The sequence below is a fragment of the Stutzerimonas stutzeri genome, from assembly GCF_000590475.1.
Classification (GTDB): domain Bacteria; phylum Pseudomonadota; class Gammaproteobacteria; order Pseudomonadales; family Pseudomonadaceae; genus Stutzerimonas; species Stutzerimonas stutzeri_D.
The window spans coordinates 4,039,648-4,055,086 of the sequence record NZ_CP007441.1; the positions used below are offsets into that span (position 1 = coordinate 4,039,648).

General features: G+C 61.1%; 12 protein-coding genes. 7 read left to right on the plus strand and 5 right to left on the minus strand.

Annotation, left to right across the window (positions count from 1 at the left end):
* Positions 1–42: 42 nt before the first annotated feature.
* Together orn and CH92_RS18440 are read right to left on the minus strand one after the other, a co-directional pair.
* Positions 43–585 (minus strand): oligoribonuclease, encoded by a 543-nt coding sequence (gene orn, locus CH92_RS18435; RefSeq protein WP_025243233.1) that lies wholly within the window; start codon positions 583–585, stop codon positions 43–45.
* 62 nt (positions 586–647) lie between these two features.
* Complete coding sequence (locus tag CH92_RS18440; RefSeq protein WP_038623134.1) at positions 648–1,424, minus strand: hypothetical protein; 777 nt, start codon at positions 1,422–1,424, stop codon at positions 648–650.
* A 126-nt stretch (positions 1,425–1,550) separates the two neighbouring features.
* Here CH92_RS18440 and rsgA point away from each other — a divergent pair, with 126 nt between their 5' ends.
* Positions 1,551–2,582 (plus strand): small ribosomal subunit biogenesis GTPase RsgA, encoded by a 1,032-nt coding sequence (gene rsgA, locus CH92_RS18445; RefSeq protein WP_025243234.1) that lies wholly within the window; start codon positions 1,551–1,553, stop codon positions 2,580–2,582.
* Between the two features lie 41 nt (positions 2,583–2,623).
* On the opposite strand, the gene motB is transcribed toward rsgA, so the two are convergent.
* Together motB and motA are read right to left on the minus strand one after the other, a co-directional pair.
* Entirely contained in the window at positions 2,624–3,637 is a 1,014-nt protein-coding gene (gene motB / locus CH92_RS18450; RefSeq protein ID WP_025243235.1) for a flagellar motor protein MotB, read from the minus strand.
* Positions 3,638–3,645: 8 nt separating this feature from the next.
* A complete protein-coding gene (gene motA, locus CH92_RS18455; RefSeq protein ID WP_025243236.1) occupies positions 3,646–4,497 on the minus strand; it encodes a flagellar motor stator protein MotA in 852 nt (283 codons plus the stop codon).
* A 166-nt stretch (positions 4,498–4,663) separates the two neighbouring features.
* Here motA and CH92_RS18460 point away from each other — a divergent pair, with 166 nt between their 5' ends.
* The 5 genes from CH92_RS18460 to CH92_RS18480 all read left to right on the plus strand — a co-directional run bounded on the left by CH92_RS18460 (position 4,664) and on the right by CH92_RS18480 (position 12,068).
* Positions 4,664–6,178, plus strand: a complete 1,515-nt coding sequence (locus CH92_RS18460) for an HDOD domain-containing protein (protein ID WP_025243237.1) — start codon at positions 4,664–4,666, stop codon at positions 6,176–6,178.
* Between the two features lie 44 nt (positions 6,179–6,222).
* Entirely contained in the window at positions 6,223–7,038 is an 816-nt protein-coding gene (locus tag CH92_RS18465; protein ID WP_025243238.1) for a rhodanese-like domain-containing protein, read from the plus strand.
* An 11-nt stretch (positions 7,039–7,049) separates the two neighbouring features.
* Positions 7,050–7,952, plus strand: coding sequence for an archaetidylserine decarboxylase (gene asd / locus CH92_RS18470; protein ID WP_025243239.1), 903 nt, complete (start codon positions 7,050–7,052; stop codon positions 7,950–7,952).
* Between the two features lie 155 nt (positions 7,953–8,107).
* Positions 8,108–9,940: a hypothetical protein gene (locus CH92_RS18475; protein WP_025243240.1), complete on the plus strand. Its 1,833-nt coding sequence runs from the start codon at positions 8,108–8,110 to the stop codon at positions 9,938–9,940.
* Positions 9,941–10,001: 61 nt separating this feature from the next.
* On the plus strand, positions 10,002–12,068 hold the full coding sequence (locus CH92_RS18480) for an EAL domain-containing response regulator (protein ID WP_025243241.1): 2,067 nt from the start codon (positions 10,002–10,004) through the stop codon (positions 12,066–12,068).
* A gap of 155 nt (positions 12,069–12,223) precedes the next feature.
* On the opposite strand, the gene serB is transcribed toward CH92_RS18480, so the two are convergent.
* Complete coding sequence (gene serB / locus CH92_RS18485) at positions 12,224–13,438, minus strand: phosphoserine phosphatase SerB (RefSeq protein ID WP_025243242.1); 1,215 nt, start codon at positions 13,436–13,438, stop codon at positions 12,224–12,226.
* Between the two features lie 205 nt (positions 13,439–13,643).
* On the opposite strand from serB, the gene CH92_RS18490 reads away from it, so the two are divergent.
* Positions 13,644–15,206 (plus strand): AhpA/YtjB family protein, encoded by a 1,563-nt coding sequence (locus tag CH92_RS18490; protein ID WP_025243243.1) that lies wholly within the window; start codon positions 13,644–13,646, stop codon positions 15,204–15,206.
* Positions 15,207–15,439: the final 233 nt, after the last annotated feature.

The window sequence follows — 15,439 nt, forward strand, 5'->3', positions numbered from 1 at the left end:
GCGGCAGGGAGTCTGCCGCTTTTGAAGCCTGAAGCCTGAAGCTCAGATCTTGATGAAGTGTTCGCGGTAGTGGCGCAGCTCGGCGATCGATTCGCGAATATCATCCAGCGCCAGGTGCGTACCGCCCTTCTTGAAGCCTGCCAAGACCTCTGGCGCCCAGCGCGCGGCCAGCTCCTTGAGGGTCGAAACGTCCAGGTTGCGGTAATGGAAATAAGCTTCCAGACGAGGCATGCGACGGTACAGGAAGCGCCGATCCTGACAGATGCTGTTGCCGCAGATCGGCGACTTGCCCTTGGGCACCCACTGTTCGAGAAACGCCAGCGTCCGGGCTTCGGCCTCCTCGGTTGAAACCTGGCTTTCACGCACGCGCTGCGTCAAACCGGAACCGCCATGCTGGCGGGTATTCCACTCATCCATGCCCGCGAGAATCTCGTCGCTCTGATGGATGGCGATGACCGGCCCTTCAGCCAGGACGTTCAGCTGACTGTCGGTAACAATGGTTGCCATCTCGATGATGACATCGTTGTCCGGATCCAGGCCGGTCATTTCCAGATCGATCCAGATGAGGTTCTGTGGGTTCTGCATGGTGAGCTCCTTGGCTGTGGCGCGCAGTTTAGCCGCTCGCAGGATGGCCGTCAGGTCGCGCTTCAGCCACCGGGCCGCCAGATCAGCAGCCGCGAGCGCCGCCAGTCGTCGACCGGCAGGATTTCCTGCGGCTCGACGCCCGGTACTTCGAAGCTGTTGCTGATCAGCAGCCCGCCCGGGCGCATCTCGCTTCGCGCCTTCTGCCACAACGCCGGCATGGGTGCGGGAGAAAGGAAGCAATAGACCACATCGTGGTCGCCCAATGAGGCACGCCAGAAGCTGCGAAAGCGCACCCGGCAGTTGCGCTGCGGCAGGCAGCGCAACCAGCACAGCGCAAAGGTCAGCGGCGCCGTCTCGACCCCCATGAAGTGCCCCGACGGGTAGGCGCGCGCCAGCCGCAGCAGGGTACCGCCGAGACCGCTTCCAAGATCGATAAAACGAAAATCATTGGGCAACTGTGCCAGCCGCTCGATCAGCCGCCGCTCCGCTGCCGTACCAGTCAGGTACAGCGGCACCCGCTCGGTCAACGCATTCCAGTTCAACAGCAGCAGCGCGATGAAGCCAGCCAGTAGCAGCCAGGGCGGCATTGTATGGCCCTGCAGCAGTACCAGCCCCGGCACGAAGCCGAGATTGATCGGCAACCACCAGCGCGACAGTCCGAATATATGGCCGAACAGCGCAGCGAGTGAGCCCTGTAGCCACGCGGCGGTCAACAGGCTGATAGACCAATCCGCCAACCGTGCCGATGCCAGCAACAGCAGCCAGCTGACAAGCAGTGACGATAAGTGGCTGAACAACGCCAGCAGGGCGGGAAATCGCGCAAAGACAATGGGTGGCATGGATGATCTTCGCAAAAGGACCAGTCGCAAAGTCTAACCGCCCGGCAACGCCCCATACAGGCCCGTAGCCGCACCTGGCGGCATGCTAGACTCGCCTACTTTCCCCAATCCGGGCTCCGCATAAAAATGGCCAAACGCCACCTCAACCGTCGACAAAGCTGGCGTATCGATAAGATCCAGGAAGAGCGTGCCTCACGCGCGGCACGCCGGGAATCTCGAGCCATCGAAGAGCTGGAAGGCGGCGATCTCGGCCCGGAACAGACCGGCCTGGTGATCGCCCATTTTGGCGTTCAGGTTGAGGTCGAGGCGCAGGAAGGCGAACACAGTGGCCAGGTTTTCCGTTGTCACCTGCGAGCCAACCTGCCTGCGCTGGTGACGGGTGATCGAGTGGTCTGGCGTCCCGGAAATCAGGGCATCGGGGTGATCGTTGCCCAGCTACCGCGCCAATCCGAGCTTTGCCGACCCGACACACGCGGCCAACTCAAACCCGTGGCCGCCAACGTCGATTTGATCGTCATTGTCTTTGCGCCGTTGCCGGAACCCCACGCCAACCTCATCGATCGCTATTTGATCGCCGCCGAGCATGCGGGCATCACGCCCTTGCTGCTGTTGAACAAGGCCGATCTGATCGATCCACAGAACGAAGGCGCACTCAACGCGCTGCTGTCGGTGTATCGGACCCTGGGCTACCCGCTGATGGAAGTGTCCGCCCATGACGGCGCGGGGATGGACGCACTGCAAGCGCGGCTCGACGGTCATGTCAGCGTATTCGTCGGCCAGTCCGGGGTAGGCAAATCGTCGCTGGTCAACAGCCTGTTGCCAGGTGTCGATACCCGCGTCGGAGCACTGTCTGAAATGACCGGCAAGGGCACCCATACCACCACCACCGCCCGCCTCTTTCACTTTCCCGGCGGCGGCGAGCTGATCGACTCACCAGGCATTCGCGAATTCGGTCTGGGCCATGTCAGCCGCGCCGATGTAGAAGCCGGCTTCATCGAGTTTCAGGAGTTATTGGGGCTTTGCCGCTTCCGCGATTGCAAGCACGACCGCGAGCCAGGCTGCGCGCTGTTGAAGGCATTGGAGCAGGGGCAGATCCAACCGCAACGCATGGCCAGCTACCGGCATATCATCAGCAGCTTGCCGGAAGCCGACTACTAGACTCTGCCAGGCGACCCTCAATCGATAGCGCGACGCCCAGCTCAGTCGGAACCGGGCTCGTCGAACTGCAGCACGCCATCTTCAAAAATATTCAACCGCTTGCGAACTTGTGAAGGCGGAAGCGGCTCAGGCTCACCTGTTGCCGGCGCCGGAGCGCTATTCACCGGAGCCTGCTCGGAGGCAGTCGTTGCATCTGTCGCATCCGACTGTTCGCCCTCGATGTCGCGCTGGGCTTTCTTGGTCAACACCAGAATATCGATGCGTCGATTGACCGGATTCAAGGGATTTTCCCGATCAAACAGCGCCGATGAGGCATAGCCCACCACACGCGCAAGCTGGTCTTCGGGATATCCGCCGGCTACCAGGGTACGCCGCGCCGCATTGGCACGCCCGGCGGACAGCTCCCAGTTACCGAAATCGCCTCGCCCTGAATAAGGTTTGGCATCAGTATGGCCGCTGATGCTGATCTTGTTCGGGACCGCGCGAATGGTGTCGGCCATCGCCAGCAGAATGTCTTCGAAATAGGGTTGAAGCCGTGCACTGCCGAGCGCAAACATTGGGCGGTTGGCGGCGTCCATAATCTGAATCCGCAAGCCATCCTGGGTGATTTCGAAGAGAATTTGGTCTTTGAAACGAGTCAGATCCGGATTCTCGTCGACCTTGTTCTGCAACTCCTGCAGCAGCAGATCGAGACGCTCACGATCCAGCTGCTCGGCAAAACTTTCCGTCTGCTCGGCATCGAGTGCTACCGCTTCTGTCTGCTGTACGGCGGGATCGATCACGTCGTTGAGCGTACGGTCCGGCGCAGGCGTCGGTGTCCCGCCCAGGTCAATCACATGCGGGCTGGCACTTTCAGTGAAGCCGATCGGATCCTGGAAATAACCGGAAATGGCGCGCTTCTGCTCCGGCGTTGCCGAAGACATCAGCCACATCACCAGAAAGAACGCCATCATGGCGGTCGCAAAGTCGGCAAATGCAATCTTCCAGGCGCCACCATGGTGACCAGCCGCGGATTTCTTGACCCGCTTGACGATGATTGGTTGGGTATTGTCCATGATCGCGTTTAGCTGCCACGCATGGCTTGTTCAAGCTCGGCAAAGCTCGGGCGGTGGGCCGGCAGGAGCACCTTGCGGCCGAACTCCACGGCCAGCGTAGGCGGCATGCCCGACGCAGAGGCAACCAGCGTTGCTTTGATGCCCTCATAAAGATTCAGCTCTTCCTTGGCATCATGCTCAAGCGCCGCCGACAGCGGGCCGAAGAAGCCATAGGAGGCAAGGATGCCAAGAAAGGTACCCACCAGCGCCGTGCCGACTTTTTCACCGATCTCGGCGTTGGTAGCCGATGCCAGAACCGACATGGTGATCACGATACCAAGCACCGCGGCGACAATCCCCATTGCGGGCAAGCCATCGGCGATCTTTGCCACCGCGTGGGACGGATGTTCGAGCTCCTCTTTAAGGCCATTGAGCTCCATATCGAACAACCCTTCCAGTTCGTGCGGGGCCATGTTGCCGGACGACATGATGCGCAGATAATCGCAAACGAACGCAGTCATTCGTTCGTCCTTGAGGATTGCCGGGTATTTGCTGAAGATCGGGCTGGCCGTGGGGTCTTCGAGATCGGCCTCGATGGCCATCATCCCTTCGCGACGGCTCTTGTTGAGAATCTCATAGAGCATCCCCAACACTTCCAGGTAGTACTTATGGGTAAATCGCGTGCTGAACATCTGCAGCGATTTTTTGAACACCACTTTGGTGGTGCTGCCGGGGTTGGCTTGCAAAAACCCCCCAAGCGCGGCGCCGCCGATGATCATTACCTCGAACGGATGAATAAGCGCGCCGAGCTTGCCGCCTGACAGTATGAAACCGCCGAGCACGCTGGCGATAACCACAATGATGCCGATAATTTTTGCCATAGGTAGGTACGTCTGAAAACCTGATCTCAGGACACCTGAACAAGCCATGCGGTATCGCAGGATCTTGGGGCCAGGCGAAGGGGCAGATGAAAAGAATTGTTCTGGTTATCGGAACTTTTGCGCCAGACTAAAGGCCATCCCGATGAAATGCTAGTTTGACGGCGCCATGACTACGACCCCACTCCCCTGCACACTTGCCGCCTGGATCAAGGCCCTGGACGCCGTCGTGTTGCCCGCAGCCGCCGATCCGTATGCGCGCGTCCAGCGGGCGCTGCGTGACAGCAGCATGTCCATGCGCCAGATCGCCGATCTGATCCAAGAGAGTCCGGTCCTGGCGCTCATCGTGATTCGCGAAGCCAACCGCAACGCGGCGGCAACTAACAAGCCGGCAGAAAGCCTGGAAGTTGCGCTCAGCCGCATCGGTCTGAAACGCGCCGAAGCCCTGTTCGCACTGACTCCAGCAACCCGCCCTGGCGATATCCCCGCTCCGCTGCGACAAATCATGCTGATCAGCAGCCATGCCAGCCAGCAAGCCAACGGTCTTTTCGCCTCACGCCTCGCGAGGCTCTGGCAGGAAATTCACTGGAGCAGTCTGCTGTTCCTCGCGCCCGTCTGGGCGCTGGTCGCAGCCCACCCGGAATTGCTCGAGGCCTGGGAGCAAAGGGTACTGGTCAAGCGTGAGCCTGCCCGTCAGGTCGAACAGTCACTGCTTGGCGTGTCGTTGCTGGAGCTCTGCGTGGCGACCGCTGAACACTGGGGCCTGCCTGGCTGGATTGCCCAGGGTTACCGACTGCTCAGCGAGCATCGTCGCATGCTGATCAAAGCGTTGCATATCGCCCATGACAACGAGCACCCCCTGCATCAGCAACAGATGCTCGACGCCGATCCGCCGTTGCGCCGTTGGCTCACCCTGCCGAGCAATACCATTTTGCTCGCCAACGGGCTGGCACTCTCGGCGCACCACAGCTGGAGCGGTACTCACAGCCTGCGCTGGCAGCGGCTCGCCGGCCTTTATCTTCAGGTCCCGCTGGCCGAGCTGCAGCAAATGACGCATCAGCAAGCCGCGGCCAGTGCGCAAGCGATCGGAAAGACCGATCTCTGGCATCCAGCACAGGGCCTGCTCTGGCCATGGGAAAGCAGGTTCCAGCAAGAGAGAGTCGCGAAACTGCCGGATATCGTTGCATTGGCGCAGTGGCGCGCACATTGCCGTGAACTGCTCAGCGAACCCAGTCCGTACGACAATGTGGTCCAGCTCACCGCTACCGCCTGCAAAGCGCTGACCTGCGCCGGCATGCAACGGGTGCTGTTGATGCTCGTCGATCGCAAGCAACAGCGGCTGGTCAGCCAGCAAACCAGCGGCCTACCGCGCGAGGCTGCCCGGCTGACGCTCGACCCGGACCAGAGCCAGGTGCTGCGCAGGCTGATCGAAAAGCCCGCACTGCTACGGCTCAAGCCGGACAACGTGGCGCAGTTCTCCGCGCTGCTGCCGGGCACGCTGAAGGCGCTGTTCCCTAGCGAGCACGTCCTGCTGCGCTCTGTCGGTTACGAGGGTCGGGTGACCATGCTGCTGGTGGCGGACCAGGACAACACCGCGTTCAGCGAAATGGGCCTGCAGGGCTTTACCAAGACCATCCAATGCATAGAGCGCTCCCTGGCGACGTTCAGCAAACGCGGCCGCTGATTTTTTCGCTAGACTTGGCCCTTTCCGTCCGACCGAGGCTCGCCGTGTCCGCGTTTTCAGCCCTACCCCTGGTAATCGAACCGGCCGATCTGGCCGAACGCTTGAACGCACCCGAGCTGATCCTGGTCGACCTGACCAACGTGACCCGCTACGCCGAAGGCCATCTGCCCGGCGCACGATTCGTCGATCCCAAGCAGACTCAGCTCGGCCAGCCGCCCGCACCGGGGCATCTGCCGGGAAAACCCCAGTTGGAAGCCCTTTTCGGTGCACTGGGGCATCACCCCGATGCGGTCTATGTCGTCTATGACGACGAAGGGGGCGGCTGGGCCGGGCGTTTCATCTGGTTGCTGGATGTCATCGGGCATTATCGCTATCACTACCTGAACGGCGGCCTGCAGGCCTGGCTAGCCGAGCAGCGGCCGCTGTCGCAAGACAAGCCTGTCGACGCAGGCGGGTCGGTCACCCTGACACTCGATGAGACGCCTAGCGCCACCCGCGAATACATCGAAAGCCGGCTCGGCGCACCCGACCTGGTCATATGGGATGCCCGCTCGCCCGAGGAGTACCGCGGCGAGAAGGCACTTGCGGCACGCGCCGGCCACATCCCGGGCGCGATCAATTTCGAATGGACCGCGGCGATGGACCCGACGCGCGCGCTGCGCATCCGCGAAGACATCGCCGAACGGCTGGAGGCGCTCGGCATCACGGCCGACAAGGAAATCATCACCCACTGCCAGACGCATCATCGCTCCGGCTTCACCTACCTGCTGGCCAAGGCCCTGGGCTACCCCCGAATCAAAGGATATCCCGGCTCATGGGGCGAATGGGGCAACCTGCCCGACACCCCGATCCAGCAATGAAAAGGTCACCCATGAAAGATCGCTTGTTCGTATTCGTCCAGTACCTGCTCCCGCATCACCTGATCTCCCGGCTCGCCGGCTGCCTCGCCGAGTGCCGCCTGCCCTGGGTGAAAAACACCTTCATCAAATGGTTTGTTCGGCACTTTCAGGTTGACATGCGCGAAGCGCAGGTCGAAGACCCGACAGCCTACGAGCATTTCAACGCCTTTTTCACCCGTGCACTGAAAGACGGCGCTCGGCCATTGGATCCGACACCCGGTGCGATCCTCAACCCGTGCGATGGCGCAATCAGCCAGCTCGGCCGGATCGAGCAAGGCCGGATCTTTCAAGCCAAGGGCCATAGCTACAGCGTGATGGAGCTGCTCGGCGGCGATCACCAACGAGCGGCGCCCTTCATGGGTGGCGATTTCGCTACCGTGTACCTGTCCCCCAAGGACTATCACCGGGTGCATATGCCGCTGGCCGGCACCCTGCGCGAGATGGTCTATGTGCCGGGTCGCATCTTCTCGGTGAACACCGTGACCGCCGAAGGCGTACCGGAGTTGTTCGCCCGCAACGAGCGAGTGGTCTGCCTGTTCGATACTGAGCGTGGGCCAATGGCCATGGTGCTGGTCGGTGCAATGATCGTCGCCAGCATCGAGACGGTGTGGGCTGGACTGGTCACGCCGCCCAAGCGCACGCTCAAAACCGTCCGTTACGACGAGGCGAGCCGATCCCTCATCCACCTGGAGAAAGGCGCCGAGATGGGGCGATTCAAGCTCGGCTCCACGGTGATTTTGTTGTTCGGGCCGGATCAGGTCAGCTGGGCCGAACAGCTATCAGCCTTGACGCCGGTATGCATGGGTGATGGACTGGGAGTGGCCAAGCCGGTGCCGCCGGCTGTCACGCCGGCTTCCGATACGGATCTGGCGTAGGCCCTGAACCAACGGTCGGCTGGTACTAGCCAACCCCTCCTCGTTCGTTATGATGTCATTCGAAACGATTCCATTTTGACATCACCGCTGGCGAACGCCTGGACGCACCGCCGAGTCAAAGACGATGCGTCAGGGACTGTCACGGAGATCATTGTGTGGAAAACCAGAGCCAACCCTTGCTGTTGCGTGTACCGACGCCGGATCGACAGGAGCTATCCTTCTGCGAACCCAGTGTGCGCGGCATCAAGCATTGGCTTTCCGGCCTGCCCAAGGCCAATCTCGGCGAAACTGCACGGCAGCTCTATCAGGCCATGCTGGAACTCAACCAGCTACGCACCACGGCCCAGATCCGTCTGCAACTGCTCGAATTGCTGCGACCGGAAATCCACTTCGTCTGCCGTGAGCTGGAACGCTACTTCATCAATCAGCCAATCGTGCTCGGCGAGCGCCCGCGCAAGGTCGCCAGCTTATGCCAGGCACTGCACAATCACCTCGCTATCGGCTACAAGCTGATTGCCGTAGAGCTGGCTCCGCAGACCGGACGCGAACGCCTGCAGCTACTTACCATCTCGTTGCAGCGGGCAATCCGTAGCCTTTGCGCCATGCTGGTTCGCTCGACCCAACTGTACAGGCCGACACCCGATGGTCTGTGGCTCGAACTTCATCGGTTATACGCCATTGCCGTGACACACGGCATTCACCGCACCCTGGTGCGTGACGACCTGAGCTACCGAGTCAAGGGTCTGAGCGCCGAACAGAGCTATATCGTTGCATTGATGATCGGCAGCGCCCGCTGCAATCAGATGCGCCAACAGAACATCGCCCAATTGGCGCAGCTACTCGAACCCTGGAGCGCGCTGGTTCGCCTGCAGACCGCACAAAACCCGTCCAGCCTGTTCGGCGTGTCTTCTCGCATCGATGGCCCGCCGCGCTATCGATCGATGTTTACCGCGGCGGAACGGCCAGACCTGCTCGGCATCGATCCGCATGGGCTGGTCCAGGCTATCCAGAAGCACCTACAGTCCCCAGCGGAAACCGCCGAAGAGAAGGCGCTCGCGATACCCGAGGGGTTGAGCCTCGATCTGCTGCAGCATGTGAGCGCCGCCTGGGGCGACATTTCCGAGCGCAGCTTCCAGCGCACCCCCGCACAGGGCACCATGAAAATATGCATCGGCATGAGTGCGCTGCATTACTACCTGGCAGGCCAGCGCCAGTTTGGCGAGCTCCTGAAACGGCCAGACGCCGCTCCCGCCGTGTTCAAACTGAACAATGCTGCACCCGATGTCTGGTCCGTTGCGTACGATGCCGCCGTGGTCAAGGATGACCCAATCCTGCCGAACGACTATATCGAGTTCGTCCGCCCCGTCATGGAGGAGAAAGCGGATGAGCACGAGCCCGCAAGCCCATCGAGCCCATCGAGCCCATCGAGCGACCTCTCCTTTCCAACATTCGAGGTACAGCGGGTCGATCACAGCCCCGGTGGTTTTTGCCTGTCCTGGCCGAGCGAAGTGCCAGCACAGCTTCAGACGGGCGAGTTGCTAGGCTTGCAAGATCCCACCAGTGAGACCTGGAGCGTCGCGGTGGTGCGGTGGATCCGTCAGGTTCGCGGCAGCGGCCCACAGATGGGGGTGGAACTCATCGCCCCCTCTGCACATCCTTGCGGCCTGCGCCTGCTACGCAAAACCGAACAAGGCAGCGAATATCTGCGAGCCCTGCTGTTGCCGGAGATCAGCGTAATTTCTCGTCCGGCGACACTGATCGTTCCGCGACTTCCCTTTCAGGAAGGGCAGAAAGTGCAGATCAACCAGAATGGTAATGAACTCCGGGCGCTGCTTTGCCGTCGTCAAACCGGCTCTGGCAGTTACAACCAGTTCGAATATCAGTTGGTGGGTATCGCAACCGCTCCCCAGGAGACGTCGATCACAGCACGGGGAGGCCAGGCGTCCCCCGGCGGTGAAGATTTTGACTCGCTCTGGAACACGCTGTAGATTGCGGCTCACCGTTTTTTAGCCTTCACGCCCCTCTCCGGCGCGTTCCAAAGCTGCAGCCATGGCCCCGCAAAAGAAAACAATCCGCCTGCTGATCCTTGAGGATTCGCAGAATGAAGCTGAGCGACTGGTCAGCCTGTTTCGCAATGCAGGCCAGGCGACGCGCGTGCATCGCCTTACCTCCAGCGAGGACCTTGCCGATGTGCTCCAGCAAACCTGGGATTTGCTGATCAGCGCACCGACCAGCACCAATCTCGATCCCAGCGAAGTCATCGGCGCCATCCGCAAGCAAGCCAAAGACATTCCGGTGATCCAATTGATCGACGGCAATGATGTCGATGCGATCACCGAAGCACTCGCTCTCGGTGCTCAAGGCGCGCTACCGCAGGGTGAGGACGAATGGCTGATTCTGGTCGCCAATCGAGAGCTGGCGAATCTTGACGAGCGCCGCACACGTCGCTCCGCAGAGCTGGCGCTGCGCGAGGCTGAGAAGCGCTGCCAGCTATTGCTAGAGAGCTCCGTGGATGCCATCGCATACGTCCACGACGGCATGCACATCTACGCCAATCGCGCCTATCTCGAGCTATTCGGCTACGACGACGTGGAAGAACTCGAATGCATGCCGATGATCGATCTGATCGCTTCCTGCGACCAGGGGGAGTTCAAGAGCTTTCTGAAGAATTATCAAAGCATTCAGGGCAGCGCCGAACTGGTATGCGGCGGCATTCGCGCCGATGGCGGCAATTTCAAGGCCCGCATGCACTTTTCCCCGGCCAGCTATGACGGTGAGCCCTGTATCCAGGTGGTCATTCGCGCAGAGACGGGTAACGCCGAACTGGAAAAGCTGCGCGAAATCAGCAGCCAGGACCTGGTGACAGGGCTTTACAACCGTAACCATTTCCTCGAATTGTTGGACGGCGCAGTCGAGCGCGCCGTCAACGCCGGACAGAGCTCAAGTCTCGCTTACATCCGGATCGATCGCTTTGCCAGCCTGCAGGCCGACATCGGCCTCGGCGATTCGGACCGATTGTTGGCCGAGCTGGCCACGCTGCTACGCGAGCAGTTTCACGAAGCAGCCGAGCTGGCACGTTTCGGTGACGATGCGTTTGCGGTGCTGATGCCCGCTGCCGTACCTGCTCAGCTCGAGCAACCCTTGACCGAACTGCTGCGCAAAGTCGAAGCGCATTTGTTCGATGTTGGCAGCCGCACCGTTCAGACCAGTCTGAGCATCGGTGTCGCAGCGCTGGACGAGCGGACCGCGAAAGCGCGAGACGTGATCGACCGCGCGCACCGCTGCGCCGAAGAGCTTGCCGATGGCAACGCGCTTCGAATCTACGACCCGGCCGGCGAGCTAGCCAAGGCCGCCAGCCGAGGCAATGTCCTCGCGATGCTGCAACAGGCGCTGGAAAAAAACAGCTTTCGCCTGCTATTCCAACCGATCATTAGCTTACGTGGCGACAGTCACGAGCACTACGAAGTCCTGCTACGCCTGCTCGATCCGCAAGGGGTCGAGGTCCCACCCGGCGAATTCCTCGATGCGGCGAAAGAAGCGGGGCTGGCCACTAAGATTGACCGATGGGTACTGCTCAACTCCATCAAACTGCTCGCCGAGCACCGCAACAAGGGCCATAACACACGGCTGATGATTCATTTGTCGGACGCCAGCCTGCAGGATCCGTCACTACTCACCTGGCTCGGAGCTGCGCTCAAAGCATCCAAACTGCCACCTGATTCGCTGATCTTCCAGCTCGACGAGAATGACGCCGTCGCGTATCTGCGACAGGCGAAAGCACTGACCCAGGGACTGATCGGGCTGGGCTGCCGCATCGCCCTTAGCCAGTTCGGCTGCGTGCTGAACCCATTCAATACGCTCAAGCACCTCAACGTCGATTTTGTGAAAATCGACGGTTCCTATACCCAGGACCTGAGTCGCCAGGAGAACCAGGAAGCACTTAAGCAGCTACTGGCGGACCTGCATGAACAGGCCAAGCAGACCATTGTGCCCTTCGTCGATAGCGCCACGGTCCTGGCCACGCTGTGGCAAGCCGGTGTTGGCTATATTCAAGGTCAGTATTTGCAAGGGCCGAGTCAGTCGATGGATTACAACTTCGCCTCGGACGAGGAATAAGCTGGAGCTGGAGCTGGAGCTGGAGCTGGAGCTGGAGCTGGAGGCGATGAGTGTGCGGGCTGACACGCGCTGATCAAGCCTACCTCGTTCCTCTCGCTGCAGAAAGCGCTACACGCCCCAACATAGCATCCCGGTTTCAGGCTTCAGGCTCGCTTTTATTCCATCCCTTCCCGATCCCTGAAACCGAGCAGATAGAGAATTCCGTCCAGCCCCAAGGTCGAGATCGCCTGTTTAGCCGACTGCTTGACCAGTGGTTTGGCCCGGAAGGCCACACCCAGCCCGGCCAGCCCGAGCATCGGCAAATCATTGGCGCCGTCGCCGACGGCAATCGTCTGCTCCAGGCGCAAACCTTCCCGTGCGGCCAGTTCGCGAAGCAGATCGGCTTTGCGCTGGGCGTCGACGATAGGCTCTTGGGCAATGCCGGTGAGCTTGCCGTCGACGATTTCGAGCTCGTTGGCATAGACGTAATCGATGCCAAGCCTGGCCTGCAACTGACGCGCAAAGTAAGTGAAGCCGCCCGAAAGGATTGCCGTCTTGTAGCCCAGCCGCTTCAATTCGGCGAACAGCAGCTCGGCGCCCTCGGTAAGCCGCAGGCTCGCACCGACTTCAGCCAATGCGCGCTCCTCAAGGCCTTCGAGTAGCGCCAAACGCTCCTTGAAGCTGGCGCGAAAATCCAACTCACCGCGCATCGCTCGTTCGGTGATTTCCGAAACCTGACCGCCCACGCCGGCCACCTTGGCCAGTTCGTCGATGACTTCAGCCTCGATCAGCGTCGAGTCCATGTCGAACACCGCGAGTCGGCGATTGCGGCGGAACACCGAGTCACGCTGGAAGGCGATATCGACATTGAGTTCTTGCGCCACACTGAGAAACTCGGCGCGCAACGCCGCGGTGTCGTCCGGCTCACCCCGCACCGAGAACTCGATGCAGCCCTTGCCCAGATCTTCAGGCATGTCCAGCGGCTGGCGGCCAGAGAGACGGTCGATGTGATCGATGTTGAGGCCATATTTAGCGGTGATCGAACTGACACGCTGCAGCTGCTCGGCAGTGACCTTGCGGGTCAACAGCGTGACGATGTGCCGGGGCTTGCCCTGGCCCGCGACCCATTGCTGATAGTCTGCCTCAGCGACCGGCGTGAAGCGCACTTGCTGGTCGTGCTTGTAACCCATGAACAGCACGTCCTTTAGCACCGAAGAAGCACGTTCGGTGTCGGGAATTTCCACCAGGATGCCGAACGACAAGGTGTCATGAATCACCGCCTGACCGATATCCAGAATATTCACGCCACCTTGGGCGAGCACGCCGGTAATGGCCGCGGTCAGCCCGGGGCGATCTTCCCCGGTGATGTTAATCAGGACGATTTCGCGCAAGGCGCAGCTCCTAAGGCAAAGAAGGCGGGCATTCTACAACAGCCAACCGGCCGCTGAACGTCACGGTACCCGCCAGACGCAATCAACCCGGCGTCCAAGGCGCCATCTTTGCTGCAATTCGTCAGCTTTGACCCGGAGACCTTCAGCCCCCAGTGCGCTTTCCGTATACTGCGCGGCACCTTCCTTAAGAGTAGAGCCGCGCTCTGTGAACCGGCCCGTATCCGTCAAGCCCGACAACTTCTTCTTGCTCATCTATCGCGCCCTGCGCCAGCGGCGCGTTCCGCTGGTATTGCGCGTAGCCAGTCACACCCTGCTGCTGGTCGCGCTGGCATTGGTTATCTACGCCTGGGTCATGGGCATGCAGTTCAAGCATGCGATGGAACAGCAAGCCGATGCCCTGGGACAGAGCCTGCTTACCCAGACGGCCGCCTCGGCCACCGATCTGCTGGTGGCCAACGACATACTCAGCCTAAATGTCTTGCTGAGCAATCTGGTGAAGAACCCGCTGGTGGCTCATGCTGCGATTTACAGCGTAGACAACCGCGTGCTGGCCGAATCGGGCACGCGCCCGCAACGAAACCTGCTAGGCGACGAGGAAGGGCTCTACTCCACGCCCATCAGCTTTCAGGAGGTGATTGCCGGGCATCTGCGCATCAGCCTCGACATGCGGCAATTCCAGCAACCCATGACCATCAGCCTGCAAAGCATGGGGCTGCTCAGCCTGATCCTGCTAGCACTTACGCTGACGCTCAGCATGCGCTTGGGCCGGCAGCTCTCGCTCCCCTTGATGCAGTTGCGACTGTGGCTGCGCGACCCGGACGATCCGGCGCCCGGTGCGGGCCGACACGATGAGATCGGTGATTTGGCGCGACAACTGCAGGCTCGTCTTGTACCCGAAGAGCCCGAGCCGGAGATCGAGCTGGACGAGAGCATGCAGGATATCTACTCGGCGCACTTCGAAGTTCCCGCGGCGGCGCCAACCACGGACTATGAGCGCTCCGAGACCGATCTTGGCGATCGCCTAGACGCTGAAGACGATGACGAGCCTATGCCGCTGAAGGTTGACGCACCGGACACGCCAATCGAGGCAGGCGACCTGGATCCGTACGATGAGGATCCACCCTTCGAGGAAGCCAAGCCGCAGCAGAAACCCGCACCGGTAAGGGTCGCACCGGAGACGCCCCCACTGTCCGGTAAAAGCGCCGTGCTGGCGATTCAGCTCGGCGCTCAGGAGCAGTTGCGGCGCCTACCGCGCGCGCGGCTTACCGAGCTGCTGCAACGCTACAGCGACTGCCTACAGCAAGCCGCCACCCTCTATCAGGCCGAGCTGCATACGCTCAGTGATGGTAGCAGCCTGATGCTGTTTCACAGCCAGGACGACGAGCAGAACTACCTGACCCACGCCCTGTGCTGCGGCGAGCTGATGCGAGCACTGGGGCACGCCTTGCAGATCGAAGTGGCTGACAGCGGCATCACCCTGCAGCTACAACTGGGGCTGACCCAGGGCGAAGGCCTGTACGACCTCAGCCAGGGCGACCTGCTGCTCAGCGAGCCGGCGCAAGCAGCGCTGGCCATGTCCCAGCACAGCCGCAATTTGCTATTGGTCGAGCGCGGAATTGGCGAGGACAGCCTGATCCGCCAGCGTGCGCGCATCCGCTCCATTGCCAGCCCGGAAGGTGCCTGCTGCGTCGAACGCCTGCTCGAACCCTACCCGTCCTTGCTCGAGCGCCAGCTCGCACGCATGCACGAGCTTCGCGGACGCAACTGAGGCCACTCCAACATCTTCAACGAGGCGCCTGCCAAGCGGCACAAGGCGGTAAGCAGCCCGCCGCGATTACCGTGCCGTCCGACGCGCTCATGCGCACGCACGCACACTCAGGTCCAGGAAAGCCGAAAGCGTGCGGCACACGCCTTGGCGCAGACAGTCAACCAACTGGCAACTTGAACCGCACACAGCACGAGGCCCGGCGGGTAAGCGCTTATGGCGCTCCCCCAGCCGGG